Origin of the sequence: Sphingobium quisquiliarum P25, assembly GCF_000445065.1 — a bacterium.
Lineage (GTDB): Bacteria > Pseudomonadota > Alphaproteobacteria > Sphingomonadales > Sphingomonadaceae > Sphingobium > Sphingobium quisquiliarum.
Genome location: NZ_ATHO01000032.1, coordinates 15,619 through 34,639 on the forward strand (window position 1 = coordinate 15,619; position 19,021 = coordinate 34,639).

14 protein-coding genes are annotated in these 19,021 nt (G+C 64.1%); 7 read left to right on the top strand and 7 right to left on the bottom strand.

Features of this window, described 5'->3' with window-relative positions; all coding sequences use genetic code 11:
- Window positions 1–14: 14 nt before the first annotated feature.
- Genes glgX through treY form a run of 4 tightly spaced genes read left to right on the top strand, consistent with a single transcriptional unit; the run spans window position 15 to window position 8,216 of the window.
- The gene (gene glgX, locus L288_RS26115) at window positions 15–2,117 is read left to right on the top strand and encodes a glycogen debranching protein GlgX (protein ID WP_021237092.1); all 2,103 of its coding nucleotides are present in this window, start codon (window positions 15–17) and stop codon (window positions 2,115–2,117) included.
- Window positions 2,114–3,832 carry a malto-oligosyltrehalose trehalohydrolase gene (gene treZ, locus L288_RS26120; RefSeq protein WP_021237093.1) on the top strand — a complete coding sequence of 573 codons (1,719 nt, stop codon included), beginning with the start codon at window positions 2,114–2,116 and terminating at the stop codon, window positions 3,830–3,832. Before glgX ends, treZ begins: the two co-directional genes overlap by 4 nt.
- Complete coding sequence (gene malQ / locus L288_RS26125; RefSeq protein ID WP_152522038.1) at window positions 3,829–5,766, top strand: 4-alpha-glucanotransferase; 1,938 nt, start codon at window positions 3,829–3,831, stop codon at window positions 5,764–5,766. The genes treZ and malQ overlap by 4 nt, the downstream gene beginning before the upstream one ends.
- Window positions 5,763–8,216 (top strand): malto-oligosyltrehalose synthase, encoded by a 2,454-nt coding sequence (treY, locus tag L288_RS26130; protein ID WP_021237095.1) that lies wholly within the window; start codon window positions 5,763–5,765, stop codon window positions 8,214–8,216. Before malQ ends, treY begins: the two co-directional genes overlap by 4 nt.
- Here the strand turns inward: treY and L288_RS43420 are convergent.
- Entirely contained in the window at window positions 8,195–8,365 is a 171-nt protein-coding gene (locus L288_RS43420) for a hypothetical protein (protein WP_161625644.1), read from the bottom strand. The genes treY and L288_RS43420 overlap by 22 nt on opposite strands.
- A gap of 130 nt (window positions 8,366–8,495) precedes the next feature.
- Between L288_RS43420 and L288_RS26140 the strand changes: the two genes are divergently transcribed.
- Window positions 8,496–8,906, top strand: coding sequence for a low affinity iron permease family protein (locus L288_RS26140; RefSeq protein ID WP_037471578.1), 411 nt, complete (start codon window positions 8,496–8,498; stop codon window positions 8,904–8,906).
- Window positions 8,907–8,959: 53 nt separating this feature from the next.
- Here the strand turns inward: L288_RS26140 and L288_RS26145 are convergent, their stop codons facing one another.
- From L288_RS26145 to L288_RS26170, 6 genes are all read right to left on the bottom strand, one after another.
- The gene (locus L288_RS26145; protein WP_021237098.1) at window positions 8,960–9,886 is read right to left on the bottom strand and encodes a DUF3618 domain-containing protein; all 927 of its coding nucleotides are present in this window, start codon (window positions 9,884–9,886) and stop codon (window positions 8,960–8,962) included.
- The gene (locus L288_RS26150; RefSeq protein WP_021237099.1) at window positions 9,883–10,344 is read right to left on the bottom strand and encodes a phage holin family protein; all 462 of its coding nucleotides are present in this window, start codon (window positions 10,342–10,344) and stop codon (window positions 9,883–9,885) included. The genes L288_RS26145 and L288_RS26150 overlap by 4 nt, the downstream gene beginning before the upstream one ends.
- Window positions 10,341–10,823, bottom strand: a complete 483-nt coding sequence (locus L288_RS26155) for a hypothetical protein (protein ID WP_021237100.1) — start codon at window positions 10,821–10,823, stop codon at window positions 10,341–10,343. The genes L288_RS26150 and L288_RS26155 overlap by 4 nt, the downstream gene beginning before the upstream one ends.
- A gap of 187 nt (window positions 10,824–11,010) precedes the next feature.
- The gene (locus L288_RS26160) at window positions 11,011–12,093 is read right to left on the bottom strand and encodes a cellulase family glycosylhydrolase (RefSeq protein ID WP_223308028.1); all 1,083 of its coding nucleotides are present in this window, start codon (window positions 12,091–12,093) and stop codon (window positions 11,011–11,013) included.
- Between the two features lie 156 nt (window positions 12,094–12,249).
- Window positions 12,250–13,563, bottom strand: coding sequence for a family 1 glycosylhydrolase (locus L288_RS26165; protein ID WP_021237102.1), 1,314 nt, complete (start codon window positions 13,561–13,563; stop codon window positions 12,250–12,252).
- 89 nt (window positions 13,564–13,652) lie between these two features.
- Complete coding sequence (locus tag L288_RS26170; protein WP_021237103.1) at window positions 13,653–15,842, bottom strand: sugar nucleotide-binding protein; 2,190 nt, start codon at window positions 15,840–15,842, stop codon at window positions 13,653–13,655.
- A gap of 302 nt (window positions 15,843–16,144) precedes the next feature.
- Between L288_RS26170 and glf the strand changes: the two genes are divergently transcribed.
- Together glf and L288_RS26180 are read left to right on the top strand one after the other, a co-directional pair.
- Complete coding sequence (gene glf, locus L288_RS26175; protein WP_031303929.1) at window positions 16,145–18,391, top strand: UDP-galactopyranose mutase; 2,247 nt, start codon at window positions 16,145–16,147, stop codon at window positions 18,389–18,391.
- Between the two features lie 18 nt (window positions 18,392–18,409).
- A complete protein-coding gene (locus tag L288_RS26180) occupies window positions 18,410–19,018 on the top strand; it encodes a cysteine hydrolase family protein (protein WP_021237105.1) in 609 nt (202 codons plus the stop codon).
- Window positions 19,019–19,021 lie beyond the last annotated feature (3 nt).

Below are 19,021 nucleotides of genomic sequence, written 5' to 3' on the forward strand. Positions count from 1 at the left end.
GAAAAGGGCTGCGCTTGAACCGGCTTCCTGACCGCCTGGACGGCGGATCTTCCTATCCCCTGGGCGCGACCTTTGACGGCCTGGGGGTAAATTTCGCCATCTTTTCGGCGCATGCGGAAAAGATCGAACTTTGCCTGTTCGACCCCGGCGGACGGCGGGAAATCGCGCGTTTCGTGCTGCCGGAATGCACGGACGAGGTGTGGCACGGCTATCTGCCCGATGCGTGGCCGGGGCTGCTCTACGGCTATCGCGCCTATGGCCCCTATGAGCCGGAACGCGGGCACCGTTTCAATCCCAACAAGCTGCTGCTGGACCCCTATGCGCGCAAATTGGCGGGCACGCTGAAATGGACCGACGCGCTGCACGGCTATCCTGTGCGCGGAAGGCGGGCCGACCTTGGCTTCGACAAGCGGGACAGCGCACCCGCCATGCCCAAGGCGGTTGTCACCCATGATATATTCGACTGGTCGCGCGATGTGCGCCCCAACACGCCCTGGTCGGAAACGGTCATCTACGAAGCCCATGCGAAGGGGCTGACGAAGCTGATGGAGCATGTTCCGCCGGAAGAACGCGGTACATTCGCCGGGCTTGCCCACCCCAGGGTCATCGATCATCTGAAGCGGCTGGGCGTCACCGCGCTGGAACTCATGCCGATCCATGCTTTCGTGCAGGACCGCTTCTTGCAGGAAAAGGGGCTGCGCAACTATTGGGGCTATAACAGCCTGAACTTCTTCACGCCCGAACCCGGCTATTTTGCGTCCGACATGCAGGATGAACTGCGCGTCGCGGTCCGCCGCCTGCATGCGGCGGGGATCGAAGTCATATTGGACGTGGTCTATAATCATAGCTGCGAAGGAAGCGAGCTTGGCCCGACGCTTTGCTGGCGCGGGCTGGACAATGCCACCTATTACCGGCTGCTACCTGACAATCCACGCCACTGCCTGAACGACACTGGCACGGGGAACAGCTTCAACCTGGGCCATGCGCGGGTGATCCAGATGGTGGCGGACTCGCTGCGTTACTGGACGACATCCTTCGGCATAGACGGTTTCCGTTTCGACTTGGGGCTGACGCTGGGGCGGACCGATCATGGCTTCGATCCGGGCGCGGGCTTTTTCGACGTGCTGCGGCAGGACCCTGTGCTGGGCCGCGTCAAGCTGATCGCGGAGCCATGGGACGTGGGCATGGGCGGCTATCAGCTTGGCAACTTCCCGCCGGGCTTTGCCGAATGGAACGACCGCTATCGCGATACGGTGCGCAGATATTGGCGCGGCGATCCGGGGCAGCGGCCCGACCTTGCCGCGCGCCTTTCCGGGTCCGGCGACCTGTTCGACCGGCGGGCGCGCCGCCCCTGGGCCAGCGTCAATTTCCTCACCAGCCATGACGGCTATACGCTGGCCGATCTTGTGTCCTACGAACAGAGGCATAATGATGCCAATGGCGAAGACAATCGCGACGGCCATGACAATAATCTGTCGCGGAACTGGGGCGTGGAAGGACCAACGGATGACGAAGGCGTCAACCAGCTACGCGCGAATGTGCAAAGGGCGATGCTGCTGACGCTGTTCGCCTCACTTGGCACGCCGATGCTGGTGGCTGGCGACGAATTCGGGCGCACGCAGGGCGGCAACAACAATGCCTATTGCCAGGATAATGAAATCAGCTGGATCGACTGGTCGCTGCTGGACACCGCCGAAGGCAGCGCGCTCATGGACTTCGTGTCGCGCCTGATCGCCCTGCGCAAGGATCACGCGGTGCTGCGCGCGCCTGCGTTCCTCTATGGGCAGGATTCTCCGGGCGCGGGGATCAACGATATCGAATGGTGGGATGAACGGCGCGGGCCATTATCGCCTGACGACTGGCAGAATCCCGAAGGGCGGGCGCTGGCCATGCGCCGCGCCATCCGCCGTGAAGACGGCGCGGTGGAAGCGATCGACCTGCTGCTGAATGCGGGCGATGCGCCTGTCGATTTCGAATTGCCGGAGCAATTTGTCGAACGGTCGCTGTTGATCGACAGCGCCCGGCCCGATGCCGGAGACGAGCCGGTCGAAGGGCATTATCAGCTCGCGGCGCACAGCGCTGCCCTGATCCTGACGGTGGCGGAGTTTCCGCAATGACCGGCCGCCTGTGGGGGCCGCAGCCCCTGCCGTCGGGGGAAACGCTGTTCCGGCTATGGGCGCCCGCCCGGTCGGCCGTCGATCTTGAACTGGCGGACAAGACCCTGCCGATGGAGCGCGGCGATGCAGGCTGGTTCCAGGTGAATGCGCCTGCGCCGCCCGGATCGCTCTACCGCTTCCGGCTGGATGACGGACTTGCGGTGCCTGATCCCGCATCCCGCCAGCAGCAGGGCGGCGTCCATGGCTGGAGCATCGTGCCGCCCGCCGATTATCCCTGGCAAGCCGGTGATTGGCGGGGCCTTCCCTGGACCAGCGCCGTCATCCAGGAAGTGCATGTGGGGCTCGCCGGAGGTTTTCGCGCGCTGGCGGACGATCTGCCCCGCCTTGCGGAGCTGGGCATCACCGCGATCGAACTGATGCCTGTCGGCGCCTTCAGCGGTGATCGCAACTGGGGCTATGACGGGGTGCTGCCCTTCGCCCCGGCCGAAAGCTACGGATCGCCGGAAGATTTGAAGGCGCTGGTGGATGCGGCGCACGGGCTGGGCATGATGGTGTTGCTGGACGTGGTCTATAATCATTTCGGCCCCGACGGCAATTATATCGCCGCCTATGCGCCGGGCTTCTTCCACGCGGACGCGCAGACCCCCTGGGGCGGAGCCGTGGCCGTCGACCGGCCCGAAGTCGCCGCCTATTTCCTGGAAAACGCGCTGATGTGGCTCAACGACTACCGCCTGGACGGGCTGCGGTTCGATGCCGTCCATGCGATCGGCAATGCCGGTTTCCTCGACTGGCTGGCGCGGTCGATCCGGGCAGGCGTGCACGGTGATCGCAAAATTCACCTGATCCTGGAAAATGAAGAAAATGATGCGGCGCGGCTAGGCCCCACCCTGTATAATGCGCAGTGGAATGACGATTTCCACAATGTCGTCCATGTGCTGCTGACCGGCGAAACCAGCGCCTACTATGCCGATTTCGCCGACGATCCGACGCAGCGCCTTGCCCGATGCCTGGAGCAGGGCTTCATCTATCAGGGCGAGCCGTCCGCCAACCATAATGGCAAGCCGCGCGGCAGCCGCAGCGGTCATCTTCCCCCATGGCGCTTCGTGTCCTTCCTGCAAAATCACGACCAGATCGGCAATCGCGCGTTGGGCGAGCGGCTGACCTTGCTCACCGATCACGCATGGCTGCGGTCAGCCACCGCGCTGTTGCTGCTCTGTCCGCAAACGCCACTGCTGTTCATGGGTGACGAATATGGCGCGCGCACGCCTTTCCTCTTCTTCACCGATTTTCACGATGCGCTTGCCGACGCGGTACGGGAAGGGCGGCGGCGGGAGTTCGCGAAGTTCGCCGCGTTCAGCGACGCGCAAGCCCGCGAACGCATTCCCGATCCAAACGCGCAGGCGACCCTCGCCGCCTCCCGCCCGCAACCGCCGGAGGATGCTGCGGAGTGGGAAGCGCTCTATCGCCATCTGCTCCAGTTGCGCGCCCGGCTGCTCGCGCCGCGTCTGTCGTCGGCCTACTCGCTGGGCGCGGACGTGCTGGGGGAGGGGGCGGTGCGCGCCCGCTGGTGCCTCTCGGACAAGGCGATGCTGACGCTGGCCATTAACCTAGGAAAGCAGGCCGTCACCGTACCGCCCGGACAGGGAAGGTTGATCCATCTGGAAGGCGTGACCGGCGAGCCGGGCAGCTTCGCCGCATGGTGCCTGGAGCCGTGAGAGCGCTGCACCAGCTGGCGGAGGCCGCAGGCGTGGCGCGCTGCTGGCAGGATGCGGAAGGACGCGCGCAGACGGTCGCGGACGACGCCCTGCAAGCGATATTGGAGGCGCTGGGCCACCGGACGGACCCGGAGCGCGCCATCGCCGAAAGCCTCGCCCTGATACAGGCGGAGGCGCTGGAGGTTCCCGCCTTCCTGTCGGCAGAGGCAGGCGCAGCGATCGCCCTGCCGCCGCCCCTTGCCGCAGCCGTGCGGGCGGAGGCGGTGGGAGAGGATGGCGCGGCCATCCCCCTGACGGTGGACAACGGTGCGCTGTCGCCCATGCGGCAGGCTGGCTATTACCGGCTGAACATAGAAGGGGAACGACTCACCCTGGCGGTCGCGCCGCCGAGATGCGTTACCCTGACGGCGCACAGGCGGCTATGGGGCGCGGCGGTGCAAATTCCCGCGCTGCGTGGCGAAACACCCACATCTTACGGCGATTTCGGCGATGTCGCGCAGGCGGCACGCGCCTTGGCAGGCGCCGGAGCGGACGCGCTGGCGATCAGCCCGGTCCATGCGCTCTATCCCGGCGACGGATCGCGCTTCAGCCCCTATTCGCCCTCCAGCCGCCGCTTCCTGAACGGCGCGCTGGCCAGTCCCGTATTGCTGGGCCTGCCCGGTCCTCCCTTCGGCGAGGACGGACCGCTGATCGATTGGGAACGCGCGATCCCGGAGCGGCTGGCCTATCTTCGGACCTTGTTCGACGGCCTGACGCCGGAACTCCGCGCGCGCGTCCGCCACTGGGCGGATGAGCAAGGGACGGCTCTCACCACCCATGCCTTGTTCGACAGCCTGTACCTGCATTTCGGCCGCGCATGGCCCACTGTCTATGACCATCCAGACAGTGACGCCACCCGCGCCTTTGCCCGGACATATGCGAAGGAGTTGGATTTCCACATCTTCGTTCAATGGCTGGCTGACCAAAGCCTGGACGCAGCGCAGCGCGAAGCGAAGGCGGCGGGCATGGCTGTCGGGCTGATCGCCGACCTTGCCGTGGGCGTCGATCCGGCCGGGAGCGACGCATGGGCCATGCCCGGCCTGATGCTATCCGGCCTGTCGATCGGCGCGCCGCCCGATCCGCTGGGGCCGGACGGCCAGAATTGGGGCCTGACCAGCTTTTCGCCCGCAGGCCTGAAGCGCAGCGCCTTCCAGCCCTTCATCGAAACCCTGCGCACCGCCCTGCGCCATGCCGGAGCGTTGCGCATCGATCATGGCTTCGGGCTAAAGCGCCTGTGGGTCGTGCCGCAGGGCGGTAGCGCGGCGGACGGAGCTTATGTTTCTTTCCCCTTCGACGATCTGCTGCGCGTGATCGCAATAGAATCCCACCGCGCGAGCGCGGCCATCATTGCGGAGGATTTGGGCACCATGCCGCCGGGCTTCCGCGACGCCATGTCCGCGCGCGGCATCTATGGCATGCGCGTGCTGTGGTTCGAGCGGGACGAGGCGGGCGCTTTCCGCTCCGCCGCGCAGGTGCCGGAAGACAGCGTTGCGATGACCGGCACGCACGACACGCCCACCGTGGCGGGCTGGTGGACTGGCCGTGACATCGAATGGAACCGGGCGCTGGGGCGAAGCGGCGCGGATGAGGCGCGTCGCGACGAAGAACGGGAAGCGCTGTGGAGAGCCGTAGGGGATGGCAATTCGCCGCCTGCTCCAAACGATCCCGCCCCTGTTGTGGACGCCGCGCTGGCGCATGTCGCATCCTCGCCCGCATCGCTGGCGATCGTTCCGCTGGAAGACCTCGCCGCGCTGGAGGAGCAGCCGAACCTGCCGGGCACGGTGGACGAGCATCCCAACTGGCGGCGGCGGATGCCCGCTCCGGTGGACCAGATGTTGGACGACCCAGCGATCACGCATCGCGCGGCGCTGATCGACAGGAAGCGTAGCCAATGATCCCCCGCGCGACATACCGGCTGCAATTCCACGCCGGTTTCACCTTCGCCGATGCGCGCGCGAACATTCCCTATCTGGCGGCGCTCGGCGTCAGCCATATCTATGCGTCGCCCATCACACGGGCCCGCACGGGGTCTACCCACGGCTATGATGTCGTCGATCCCGCGATGATCAACCCTGAGTTCGGCGGCGATCAGGGGTTTCGCGATCTGGTCGACGCCCTGCGCCGTCATAAGATGGGCATCATCATCGACATCGTGCCCAACCATATAGGGGTGGCGGGCGGTGAAAACGCATATTGGAACGACGTGCTGCGGCTGGGCCAGGACAGCCGCTATGCGCCCTTCTTCGACATCGACTGGCCGGGGCCATTGATCCTGCCCATCCTGGGCGCGACACTGGGGGAGGTTATCGCGGCGGGCGATCTGCGCCTGATCAGCGAAGGCGGCGAACTGTTCCTGCAACTTTACGGGGAACAGCGCCTTCCCGTGCGGCCGGGATCGGGCGAGCCGTTCGGCTGGACGGCCGCTTCCTTCCCTGCCGATCCCGATGCAGCCAGCCTGCGCGCCTTCGCCGATGCGCAGCATTACCGGCTGGTGCACTGGCGGACGGCCAATGACAGTTTGAACTGGCGGCGCTTCTTTTCGATCAACGATCTTGCCGCCGTCAGGGTGGAGGACCCTCAGGTCTTCGCCGCGACCCACAGTCTTTATTTCGACCTGTTCGGGCAGGGATTGATCGATGGCGTCCGGGTCGACCATGTCGACGGCCTCGCTGATCCCGCAAGCTATTGCCGCGCCTTGCGCTCCGGGCTGGACGCTGCGGGCGGCGGACGCAGGCCCTATGTCGTCGTGGAAAAGATCCTTGGCGCTCACGAGCATCTGGCCAGCGATTGGAACGTGGACGGCACCAGCGGCTATGACGCGATGCGCGATCTCACCGGCCTGCTCCACAGCGCCACGGGAATGGACACGCTGGAATCCTTGTGGCGGGAGGTGGAGCCGCAGGCGCTCTCCTTCGATGAAGAGGTTTTGCGATCACGCCAGCAGATGCTTGCATGGCAGTTCGACGGGCAACTTTCCGCCTGCGTGGGTGCGGGCATGAAGGCCTTGGCGCCGGCCGTGGCGGAAGACCCGCCGCTGGAAGCGATCACCCCCGCCATGCTGCGGCGCGCGATGGAGCGGCTGCTATGGGTATTCCCGGTTTACCGGACCTACGCAGCGGCCGGTGGCGGCGCTGCGACGGATAGGCCGGTGCTGGAACAGGTCTGGCGCGATGTTCGGCCCCATTTGCCTCCGGGTGAGGCATGGGTGGCGCGGCTCGTACTTGATTGGCTCGCCGGGAAAGGAGCGGGCGATCCTCGCCTTGCTGCGGATGTCGCGCGCCGCTTCCAGCAATTGAGCGCTCCCGTCGCGGCCAAGGGGGTGGAGGACACCGCCTTCTATCGCCACGGCGTGTTGCTGTCGGCCAATGATGTGGGCTTCGCGCCTGATCAGCCCGCGATCGACCCCGCCACCTTCCATCAGCGGGTTCTCGACCGCGACGCGGCATTTCCCCACGCCATGTTGGCCAGCGCCACCCATGACCATAAGCGCGGTGAAGATGCCCGCGCGCGGCTGGCGGTGCTGAGCGAAATTCCCCATCTGTGGGCGGAGCGCTGGCGCGAATGGGATCGGCTGGCGCAGGCGCGGGATGCGGGTGTCCGGGCGGCGGACCGCTATCAGATCATGCAGGGCCTGATCGGCGCATGGCCCGATGCGGGCATGCCGGCGGACCTTGAGGATCTGGCGGGACGGATGGAACAGTGGATCGTCAAGATGCTCCGCGAAGCCAAGCTGCGGTCATCCTGGGAAGAACCTGACCTCGCCTATGAACAAAGCTGCGTGTCGCTGCTGCGGGGCCTGCTGTTCGATGGCCGGGCGTTCCGGGACGCTGTGAGCGGCTTCGTGCGACTGATCGATCCGGCAGCCCAGGCCAATATGCTGGTTCAGACCTGCCTCAAGCTGACCATTCCGGGCGTCCCTGACATCTATCAGGGCACGGAATTGCCGGATTTCAGCCTTGTCGATCCCGATAACCGGCGGCCGGTGGACTATCAGGCGCGGCAGGATCTATTGGCGGGCGGCGGCGCGCACGATGCCAAGCTGCGCCTGATCGCCCGGCTGCTCGGTCTGCGCCGGGACAGGCCGGAATTGTTCGCAGATGGCGATTATGTTCCCGTGGACGTGAAAGGTGATCGCGCGGACCATGTGCTCGCCTTCACCCGGTGTCATGAGGGAAGGCGCTTGCTCTGCGTCGTGCAACTGCGCGCCGCCCCGGCGCTGCTTGGCGAGCAATCGCTTACCCCGCCGCGTGACTGGTGGGGCGACAGTGCGTTGGCCATGCCGTCGCCCATGCTGGTTGCCGATATGCTGGACGGCAATCCTTTTTACGTCGACTTGGAAGGCTGACGGGAAGGCCGGTCGGCATGGTCCTCCTTGCGGATATAGGACAGCCACCGCAGGAACATGCCCGCGATCGACGTCGCCATGCCCATGATCAGGCATAGCGCCAGCAGGGGATCGGTTTCCGCGGTTTTCAGCGACACAAAGCCCAGCAATATGACGCTGCATGTCGAAATTGCGTATCCGGCGGTCTTTATCGAGGCGTTGCTGATCATTTCGCCTTGTAAAATGTTTCCGAATGTTGCCGGTTCCGTTTCGCAAGCAGATATAAGGACAACGCCTATGATGGATCGCATTTTCACGCTTATCGCGACGCGGATCGCTTCCGCGGCGGGACAACCGCTGACCTTTGCGCTGGCGCTTGGCACGATCATCGTCTGGGGCGTCACGGGGCCGCTGTTCGCCTATTCGGACACATGGCAGCTCATCATAAACACTGGCACGACCATCGTCACTTTCCTGATGGTGTTCCTGATCCAAAACAGCCAGAATCGCGACGCCGCCGCCATGCAGGCGAAGCTGGACGAGATCATCCGCGCGCTCGATACCGCTCGCGAGCAGTTCATCGGCATAGAACATCGGTCCGTAGCCGAAGTGGAAGCGATCCGCGCCGCCATAGAAAAGGAAGTGGAAGGGCATCAGGGAAAGGCCGCCACCGCCGACGACAGCGTGGAACATATCCTGCGCCGCTTTTGAATCGTACAGGACTGGACTGGGCTCCCGCCTCCGCAGGAGCCGCAGCACCTTGTTCAGCCCATGCGCGGAGTCGTTCCCTCAGGCGGCGGGAAAAGCTGACCCTCCGCCACATTCGATCCCGTCACCTGAGGCTGCGCCCCGGAACCTGCCGGTGCGCTGCCTTGCGACTGCCCGCCTTGTTGCAGACGATCATCCGCCTTGTTGACAAGCTCGTCCTTCTTTTCCCGCAGCGTGCCGGTCAGATTATCCTTCTGCTCATTTGCCATCGCGCGGGCCTTCTCGCCCAGTTGCCCCAGCTTTTCCTGCTCGGTCCGGCTGAGCGGCAGGGCCGACCCCACAGCCGCGCCGATCGCCGCCGCGATCAGCCCGCCGACCAGAGGATTGCTGTCATACAGGTCCTGCGCCCGCGAATAGGTCTGCGCAGCCTTTTGCGAAGTAGCGTGCATCGCATCGCCCGACCGCTCCGACAAGGCATGCCGCTTTTCCCGGAACTTGTCGGTCAGATCGTCAAGCCGCTGGCGGAAGCTGCCTTCATCCTCGTCATGGCGGCGCTCCACCATCAGATAGTTGGCGCGCGCGGCGTCGCGGCGCCGCTGATAGGTGAGCACATCCTCGCCATCGCGCATCTCGACCGAGGACATATAGTCCACATAATCGCGATGATGCGGGTCGTCATGGCCGTTCGCCTGTCCCTTGCCTGACCGGAAGGACGGCATGGACGGGATTCTGGAATCCTTGTCGCTGATCAGCCAGAGCGTGCCCGCCGCGATCAGCCCCAGAGCGACCGGATTGCGCCGCGCTCCGTCCAGCAGCATGCGCGCATCGACATTGCTCTCGTCCGCCTTGTCGAGCAGCGCGTTGAACAGGTTGCGGGGAGTCAGCTGATCCCCGATCCTGTCGATCGTGCGGCTCATATCCTCCTGCGTGCGGCGGATGTCCCGCTCGATGGCGTCGGGGTCCCGTTCGACTGTGCCGGTCATAGTTTATGCTCCGATGTGAGATCCCCGCGCAGCGCGGCGGGCGTGCGTTCAAGGCTGTGCTGGCTCCGTTCGGGCGCAAGTTCGCTCGCCCGCAATTTGGCCGCCGCGCCCTTGTAGAGGATGTAGGCGGCCACCAGCGTCACAAGGCCGACGATCAGCGTCGCAAGCCCCAGATGATCGATCACGTCCGCGAGCAGATAGGCAAGGCCCATGAGCAGCACGCCCAGGCCCGCTATGCCGACCACCGCAGCGCCCGCCATGGCGCCCACGGCTGCCTTCACGCTGGTGGCGGACTCCCGCACTTCCGCCTTGAACAGCGCCAGTTGCTGCTCGGCCAGGTGCGATCCCTGATTGGCGAGGTCGCGCATCAGGGAAACGATATTATCGTCCCTGCCGTTGCCGGTTCCTCCCGGCGAACCAATGGGCGGGGAGGAAGGGCGCATGTCCTGCTCGTTCATGGCGCGCCCCCGATGCCCGCCGTCTGGGGGTCGCCATAGGCGGGGGCCGGGGGCGATCCGCCCGGCTGCGCACCCGGTTGCACGCTCCCGCTGCCCGTCTCAGGCCCGGCCCGCAGCACCCGGCTGGCGGCGAAGCCCGCTGCGGCGCAGGCGGCCAGGAAAGTGCCCGGATTGTTGCGCGCGATGCTGCGGACATCGTCCATCAACTGGCGCGAATCCTTCTGCTCCAGCGTATCGGCCAGTTGCCGGATCTGCTGCGCGCCCTGTTCGAACAGGGAATTGAGCCAGCCGGGCGTCTGACCGCCCGACAATTCCCGTGCGGCACTGTCAAGCGCCGATGAAACCGATCGCGCCTGCTCCACGACAGGGCTCTTGCGCGCATCCACTTCGCTATGGACGCGCTCGGCCGCCGTGGTTGAAAGTTTCTGGGCGTCGTCGCGCAATTCCTCGCGCAAATCACCCGATGTTTCCGGCTGCATAAGCTGTCCTCCCTGTGTCAACGGTTATCGCTGAACAGCAGGGAGGACGCAGGGTTCCGGCCAATCAGCCGTTATTCGGCGAGCCGTCTAACATAGATGCGCGAATGGAGTCTCTGCGCGCACACTCGAATATTGGGCGCAGGAAAGATGACGCCGCGGCTGGCCAGCACGCAGCGTCCCTTTCTTCTCAGGCCGCGATCCTGTCGAGCTGGCTGATCAGCCGCAGGAATTCGACCTCATCCTCATCATGCGGCGTGCCGTCTTCATGGAAGATGTCGTGGAACCAGCGTTCCCTCAGCCCTTCCAGATTGGGGTTCTCCCACTTGTCCCATGGCAGGTGCGTCTGCGTCTTGCCCTTGACCAGTCCCCAACAGAAGGTGCCGACATCATGCTCCTTCGCCACCGGCAGGATCGACTGGAAGGTGCTGCCCGCCGGGCGCGCCATATATTCGGTGCACAGCAAAGGCCGCCCCATGGCTTTCAGCCATTTGACGCGCTGGGCGAAATCTTCGGCAATGCCATAATTGTGGAAGGAAATGATGTCCGAATTGCCCGTCTGCGCCCGCTGGATGGGGCTTAGCAGGTCGGGGGCCGACCAGTCGCCAAGCCAGATGCCGCTGGTCAGCGGCTGCACCGGGTTCATCTCCCGCGCCCATCCGAACGCGGCAACCAGCAATGGCACCACCAGATCGGCCTTCGCCTTGAGCGCGACGGGATCGCACAGCGCGACCTCCGGGCCATTGTCCGGCTCGTTCCAGATGTCCCACGCAATCACGCGCGGGTCCTGTCCAAAGCGGCTGACGACGCCGCGGACATATTCCTCCAGTCGGCCATGCTCGCCGATATTCTCAAGCGCGCGAATGCCGGGAGACTGCACCCAGCCGCTATTGTGGACGCCTTCGCGCGGCTGCGGCTGCGGCCCAAGCGAAGGTTCGGGATGCCAGCAGGAATCGAACAGCACCAGCATGGTGCGAATGCCATGACCATCCGCGACGGACAGGAAGGCATCGACCCGGCTGAGGAAATCCTCGCTCCCCTCAAGCCACAGAAGATCGTGGAGATAGACGCGCACGGAGTTCATTCCGACCGACGCCGCCAGCGCCAGTTCCCGGTCTATCGTGGCAAGGTCGAATGTGCTGCCCTGCCACATTTCCAACTGATTGATTGCATTTGACGGGGTGAAATTGCACCCCACCAGCCAAGGCTGCGCCTTGAACCAAGCATGCGCCGCTTCCGGCGTCCAACGTTCGCCCATAACTATCCCGCTCACGACCCCATTCCCCTTTGTCCCACCCCCGTGGCGGGCCATTAGGGATCAGGAAATTATAGGGCAAGATACTTAACTGGATCTGAGTAATCAGATTTCTTCATCAATTGGCGGCTTGTTTTAAATCGTTACGTCAACGGTTTTATTGCGCCTCTTCTATTACCGGCCTACGCTCTCGCTCGACTGCGCTTGCGAAGGGGTACGCCCCAGCATTTCCCCCGCGCTTTGTTCCTGTTCGCGCGCGTCGATCCGCCCGCTGTGGGACGGCGGCACGACCGGCACGACCAGGCAGACGCTCTGCGCGGGCAGCACGTCGCGCCAGTCCGCGATCAATTGCTTATAGGCCTTGCCCACCGGCCTGATCTTGCGGTCCAGATCGTAAAGGCCGACAGGGCTGACACGGCCATTCTGTTCGCGCAGCGCCGTGTCCCAATCCATCTGGTCGGTCAGCGAATACCAGGTGAAGCCGACCGTCGGAATGCCGACATTGCGTAGACGCAAAACATTGGCCCATTCCTTCCACAGCCAGTTCACCGCCTCGTCGCCGCGCGGCCCTTCCGACAGGTTGGTTTCCGTATGCATGACCGGCAGGCCGTAGCGGCCATAATATTGGCGCGTAATCTCGCTATAGCCGAAGACTTCCCCGGCGGCCCATGTGCGGCCGTCCTGATGCACGCGATGTTCGTTGGTGCAATAATAGTCATTGCCCAATATGCAATGCTGCTTCAGCCGGTTGCCCAGGAAGAAATGATATTCCTCCCGCGTCATGCCGTTATCCATCAGATATTCGTACATCTCGCTGTCGACCCGGCGGCCATAATTGAGGTCGAGGCTCAGGAACCGGCGCGAATTCATGATTTCGGCAGGGCCGATGGCGGCGGGACTGTCGGCGTGGAAATATTCCGAAGATTCGCTCTGGATGAAAATCGCGTCCGGTCTGCGCTCCAGCACCGCGCGCATCGCCAGCACATTGGCCTTGACGATATGCTTGAGCGCGGTGACGAAAGCCCGGTCGCTGGTCATCTGCTCGTTCCACCAGCCGTAAAGGGCGGAAAAAACCGCGCAGATGAACATCTCGTTGATCGGCGTATATAGCTGAACCCAATGATAGCGTTCGGCAAAGGCGGCCGCATAGCCAGCGAAATGTTCAGGGAAGTCGGGGTTCTGGAAATTGCCGATCCAGTCGGGAACGCCGAAGTGGCAAAGGTCGACGATCGGCGTGATGTCGCGGCGGCGCAGATCGTTCAACGTCAGGTCGGAAAATTCCCAGTCATATTTTCCGGGGCCCAGCAAGGTCCGGTGCAATGGCGGGCCGAAACGCAGATAGCGGATGCCCAGATCTTCGACCAGATCGAAATCTTCGCGCCATCTTTCATAATGACCGCACGCCTCCATCTGGTCGACACGAGTCCGCCCGCCGTTGATGGTGGGGATGCTGTTTTCGATCCCCGTGCAGAACATGAAATTGGCCATAGCGATGCTTCACCCGCAAGCGTGCTGCCCCGGCGGCAACGACTTGTAAGCCAACGCGCCGCTTTCCCGCTGGTTGCCCCGTGATGCGATCAGGCGGCCTGCAAGGCGATCTGCGGCGCAAGATGATCGGCGAAATGATCGATGGCGCAGGACAGGGGCGGAAGGTGCGCGCCTCTGTCGCTGGCCAGCGCGGCATTGGCTGGCCGCGCCGCCTTCCAGCCAAAGCCCGCATGCGGAACGCCCTGGATCAGCGCGGGATCATGGCCGCACCGCTGCGCCACGCGCCGGGCGAACTCCGCCCAGGACAGCGCTTCGCCGTTGCTCAGGTGCCAGATGCCGGTTTCGCGGTCGATCAACAGGTCCAGCGCGGTCGATGTCAGGTGCGGGACATAGGTGGGCGTGATCACCAGATCGTCGGCGGCGGCAAAGGGCCTGCCGCTGCGCAGCGTCTGGATCACCGCATGGGCGAAGTTGAACTGGTCGTGCGGCGAGAAGAAGGCGGCGGTGCGGATGATCAGGTGCGCCCCGTCCAGCGCGGCGATGCCTTCCTCCATCCGCGCCTTGCTGATCCCGTAATTGTTGCACGGGCGGATGGCGTCGCCTTCGACATAGGGCGCGCCCTTGTCCCCGCCGAACACCAGGTCGCTGGAGAAGGACAGGGTGGGGATGCGCCGTTCGCCACAGGCCCTAGCGAGCGCGATCGCTCCGGCCGCGTTGGCGGTCAGGCAGGGGCCTTCCTCATCCTCCGCATCATCGACGCGCACCCATCCGGCCGCGTTCGCGACGGCCCAGGGCTGAATGCGGTCCAGCGCCGCCTCTATGCTGCGGCCGTCGGACAGGTCCAGGTCCGCCCGGCGCGTCAGCACATAGGGGATGTTCCGCAGGCGGCAGGCGCCGGCGATCGCCTGACCCAGCGTGCCGGTCGCGCCGCAGATCAGCAGGGGCTTGATGGCGCGAACCTCACGGCCCAGCCCAATATGCTGCACCATCGGCGCTGGCCGCGCGACGGGCGGATGCACCATGCGTTCGGGCCGCTGCCACCATCCCGTGCCGGTCGCCGCCAGCGGCCGCTCCGCCTTGCCGCGCAGGGACCGGAGCAGGGGGATCATGGCCGTTGGCCGGGGCCGCCCGCTGCTGACGTCCCAGACGCCCGGTTCATAATGGCCGGGCCGGGTGAGCAGCGTGTTCCATCCCACGCTCCCCAGCAGCGACCAGATCGTCACCGCCTCCACGGACATGCCTTCGCCGTTCAGCCGCGTGGCGATGTCCCAGGCCTGAGCGACCCAGCGCAACTGTTCCTCGCGGGTGCAGCCATTATGCACTTCCGTCACGGCGACGGGCAGGCGATAGCGTTCCCACGCCTCCCGCACCGCGCCCTCCAGCCCCTGCGGCGGCGGCTCCAGCACCCGCACCGCCTCGACATCGGCGTACAACTGCACCTCGCTGCCGCCATGCACGTGATGCGGGTATCGCTGCAAGCGATGGTCGAGGAACCGGTCGCTGGTCAGATAATGATTGATGCCGATTACGTCTGGCGGGCAGGGGTCGTCCGCTATGGCGCTCAGCCTGTCTTCCAGCCCGCAAGCGGCCATGCGATCCCACAGGGGATGATCGCGCGTCACCATGCCGCAAAGCAGGTCCCAGCCCGCCCAGCGCCGTATATTGTCGAACCGCGCCTGCTCGCGCAGCGACGCGGTGGCGTAGGTGCGGCCAAGGTCGTCGGTCTGGATCAGCCGGGCCGCCGGATTGACGCGCCTGATCTCCCGCATCGCCAGCCGCGTCCCGTCGATCTGGTTGAGCAGCGCCAGCCAGAACAGCCTTTCCGACCGCGCATGCGGATACCAATGGGCATAGAGCGCCGAAAAGCGCGCCGTGGTCAGCGGCTCGTTGACCGGCGTCCAGTCGCTGATCCAGGGATAGCGTTCGGCGGTGCGGCGCGCATGCTCCGCCAGCCCGGAAGCAAAATCGTCATCGACCAGGCTGGTATAGCGCGGACCGCTGCCATGATGGACAAGCCCGGCGATCACGCGCAGGTCCAGTTGCCTCAGCCGGGCGAGCCGTTCGTCGGTCCAGCTCCAGTCGCACCGGTCTGGGCTGTCCGGGCTGATCCGCTCCCATAGCAGTGGATAGCGGATCGCCTGAAGCCCGATCGCGGCGAAATGGCCGATATCCTCCACCCGGTGCTGGTGTCCGGTCGCATGGATCTGATCGCCAAAGCGTTCGCCCACCCGGTTGACCGTGCATTCCAGCCCGCCCCAAAGCTCCGGCTGCTTCGACATAGGGTCCTCCGCGTCTGCTGATGCCGCCTGCGGCAGCGCAGCGGACAATTATTTCGCATCCGAACGGATATTCAACCCAGGTCGTTCCCATTTCCAGCAACGAAGCAATCTAGATCAGCCGCTATTTCAGGAACGTTATACCCCCGCGCCGGGTTTAGACGCCGTTCACACAGCAGAAAGGTTTGCTCATGGTCCGGCCCCATTCAACGTCATGGCATGGAACTGGACAAGGTTCGACGCACACCCTGATCTGCTTTAGCCATCTTCGCTGGAATTTCGTTTTCCAGCGCCCCCAGCATCTGATGAGCCGCTTCGCCGCGCAGGGCCGTGTCCTGTTCTGGGAAGAACCGATCCATGTTGAGGGATTGGAAGCCCCCGGCCTGCATGTCGAAAATTGCGCGCAGAGCGGCGTGACGGTGATCACGCCCCGCATCCCCGCCGATGCTCCGCGCGAACAGGAAGGCGAGACACTCAAGCAGCTGCTCGACCTGTATCTCGCCGGGGAAACGGGGCCAGTCGTCCGCTGGTATTATACCCCGATGATGCTGCCCTTTTCCGAGCATGTCATGGCCGACTGCATCGTCTATGACTGCATGGACGAACTTGCCAATTTCAAGGGCGCGCCGCCCGAACTGCTGCCGCTGGAGCAACGGCTGCTGTCGCAGGCGGACCTCGTCTTCACCGGCGGATACAGTCTGTACGAGGCGAAGAAGGGGAAGCATGCCAATGTCTACCCTTTCCCCTCCAGCGTCGATGCCGCGCATTTCGCCACCGCCCGGTCGGTGAGGCCGCGGCATGAGGACGGCCTGCCGCGCCTGGGCTTTTATGGCGTGGTGGACGAACGGATGGATGTGGAACTGCTCGCCATTCTGGCCGATGCCCGGCCGGACTGGCAGGTGGAAATCATTGGCCCCGTGGTGAAGATCAGCCCGGATGACCTGCCGCAGCGGCCCAATCTGCACTTTCTGGGCGGCAGGGCCTATGAGGAGCTTCCCGCCTGCATCGCTGGATGGGACGTGGCGCTGATGCCCTTCGCCATCAATGACGCGACCCGCTTCATCAGCCCTACCAAGACGCCGGAATATCTGGCTGCGGGCAAGCCGGTCGTCTCGACGCCGATCACTGATGTGGTGCGCCATTATGGCGAGATCGAAGCGGTTCGCATCGCCGAGCGCGGGGACGCGTTCATCGCCGCTTGCGATAAGGCGCTTGCCCTTGCGCGGTCCGGCGGCGGCCATTGGCTGCAACAGGCGGACAAGGTGCTGGCGGGCATGTCATGGGACAAGAGCTTCCAGCAGATGTCCACGCTGATCAAGGAAGCCATTTCCAAGGGGATGCACGCACATCCCATTGTGTCGCCGACCGGCTGGAAAAGCAGCCAGCCGGATCATTATGATGTAATGGTCGTGGGCGCGGGCTTTGCAGGCGCAGTCATGGCGGAACGGCTGGCGGCGGATGGCGGCAAGCGAGTGCTGGTGGTCGATCGCCGTCCACACGTCGCCGGCAATGCCTTCGACGAATATGACGAAGAGGGCGTGCTGATCCACCGCTACGGGCCGCATATCTTCCACACCAATTCCGAAGAGATATTCGATTATCTGTCTCGCTTCACCAAATGGCGGCCCTATGAGCATCGGGTTCTGGCGTCGGTGGATGGCATGCTGGTGCCGATGCCGATCAACCGCACCACGCTGAACCTTCTCTACGGCCTGGACATGAAGACGGAGGAAGAGGTTGCCGCCTTCCTGGCGGCGAAGGCGGAGCCGGTTTCGGTGGTGCGCACATCGGAGGATGTAGTCATCTCCGCCATCGGGCGTGAGCTATATGAGAAGTTCTTCCAGGGTTATACCCGCAAACAATGGGGTCTCGACCCTTCGGAGTTGGACAAGGCGGTCACTTCCCGCGTGCCTACCCGAACCAATGTGGACGATCGCTATTTCACCGACACGTTCCAGGCGATGCCACTGGAAGGCTATACCCGCATGTTCGAGCGCATGCTGGACCATCCCAATATCGATGTCCTGCTGGGCGTCGATTATTGCAAGGTGCGGGACGCCTATCCGCATGATCATCTGGTGTTCACCGGACCGATCGACGAATATTTCGGCTTCCGCTTCGGCAAGCTGCCCTACCGCTCACTGCATTTCCAGCATGAGCGGCTGGATATGGAGCGGTTTCAGGATGTCGCGGTGGTGAACTATCCATCGCCCGATGTCCCATATACGCGGATTACTGAATATAAGCATCTGACTGGCCAGCAAGCGCCGAAAACCAGCATCACCTATGAATATCCCGCGGCTGAGGGCGACCCCTATTATCCCATCCCTCGGGCTGAAAATCAGGCGCTGTTCAAACGCTATGAAGCGCTGGCGATGGTGCAGGCGGACGTGACATTCGTGGGTCGGCTGGCCACATACCGCTATTACAATATGGACCAGGTCGTAGGACAAGCGCTCGCCACCTACCGGCGCATGTCGAAGCGCCGCATGGTGCAGCAGACGCTTGCGGAGAAGACCAGCATAGCGCGCCCATCGACCAGCGCGCCCTGACACAGGCACGAGGATGGAGTGAACGAAAGGACGCCGACCGCGCCGGACCGGGATCAGGAGGGGGATCGTGCCGCCCTCCTGATCATCGACATGGTGAACTGCTTTGATTTCGCCGGGGCCGAGGCCGTTCGGCCGCGCGCTTTGGAGGCGGCGAAGGCGATCGCCCGCTTTCGGAAGCAGATGGAGCAGCGTGGCTGGCCTGTCATCTATGTCAACGACAATTTCGGCGAGTGGCATTCGGAACGGTCGAAGCTGGTCGAACGGGCGCTGGAACATGACAATCCGGTCACCGCCTTTCTGAGGCCGGACGATGACGACTTTTTCATCATCAAGCCGCAATTTTCAGGTTTCTATTCCACTAACCTCCCTGTTTTGCTGCCCAAGCTGGGCGTCACCAAGCTGGTCCTGACCGGGATCGCCACCGATATCTGCGTGCTGTTCACGGCGGCGGACGCGCATATGCGGGATTACAAGCTATGGGTGCCCGCGAATGCGGTCGCGGCAGAGACGGACGAGCGGGGGCGCTGGGCGCTGGAGATCATGGCCAATAGCATGGGCGCTGAAACGGCGAAGACGGATGACCTGTCTCTGGACGACTGGATCGCGCATATAGATCGCGATCGCTAAGAT

Excerpts from the sequence above, each read along its gene's own strand:
- treZ (WP_021237093.1), top strand. The coding sequence starts at position 2,114 with ATGACCGGCCGCCTGTGGGGGCCGCAGCCCCTGCCGTCGGGGGAAACG.
- treY (WP_021237095.1), top strand. The coding sequence starts at position 5,763 with ATGATCCCCCGCGCGACATACCGGCTGCAATTCCACGCCGGTTTCACC.
- L288_RS26140 (WP_037471578.1), top strand. The coding sequence starts at position 8,496 with ATGGATCGCATTTTCACGCTTATCGCGACGCGGATCGCTTCCGCGGCG.
- L288_RS26145 (WP_021237098.1), bottom strand. The coding sequence starts at position 9,886 with ATGACCGGCACAGTCGAACGGGACCCCGACGCCATCGAGCGGGACATC.
- L288_RS26150 (WP_021237099.1), bottom strand. The coding sequence starts at position 10,344 with ATGAACGAGCAGGACATGCGCCCTTCCTCCCCGCCCATTGGTTCGCCG.
- L288_RS26155 (WP_021237100.1), bottom strand. The coding sequence starts at position 10,823 with ATGCAGCCGGAAACATCGGGTGATTTGCGCGAGGAATTGCGCGACGAC.
- L288_RS26165 (WP_021237102.1), bottom strand. The coding sequence starts at position 13,563 with ATGGCCAATTTCATGTTCTGCACGGGGATCGAAAACAGCATCCCCACC.
- L288_RS26170 (WP_021237103.1), bottom strand. The coding sequence starts at position 15,842 with ATGTCGAAGCAGCCGGAGCTTTGGGGCGGGCTGGAATGCACGGTCAAC.
- glf (WP_031303929.1), top strand. The coding sequence starts at position 16,145 with ATGAGCCGCTTCGCCGCGCAGGGCCGTGTCCTGTTCTGGGAAGAACCG.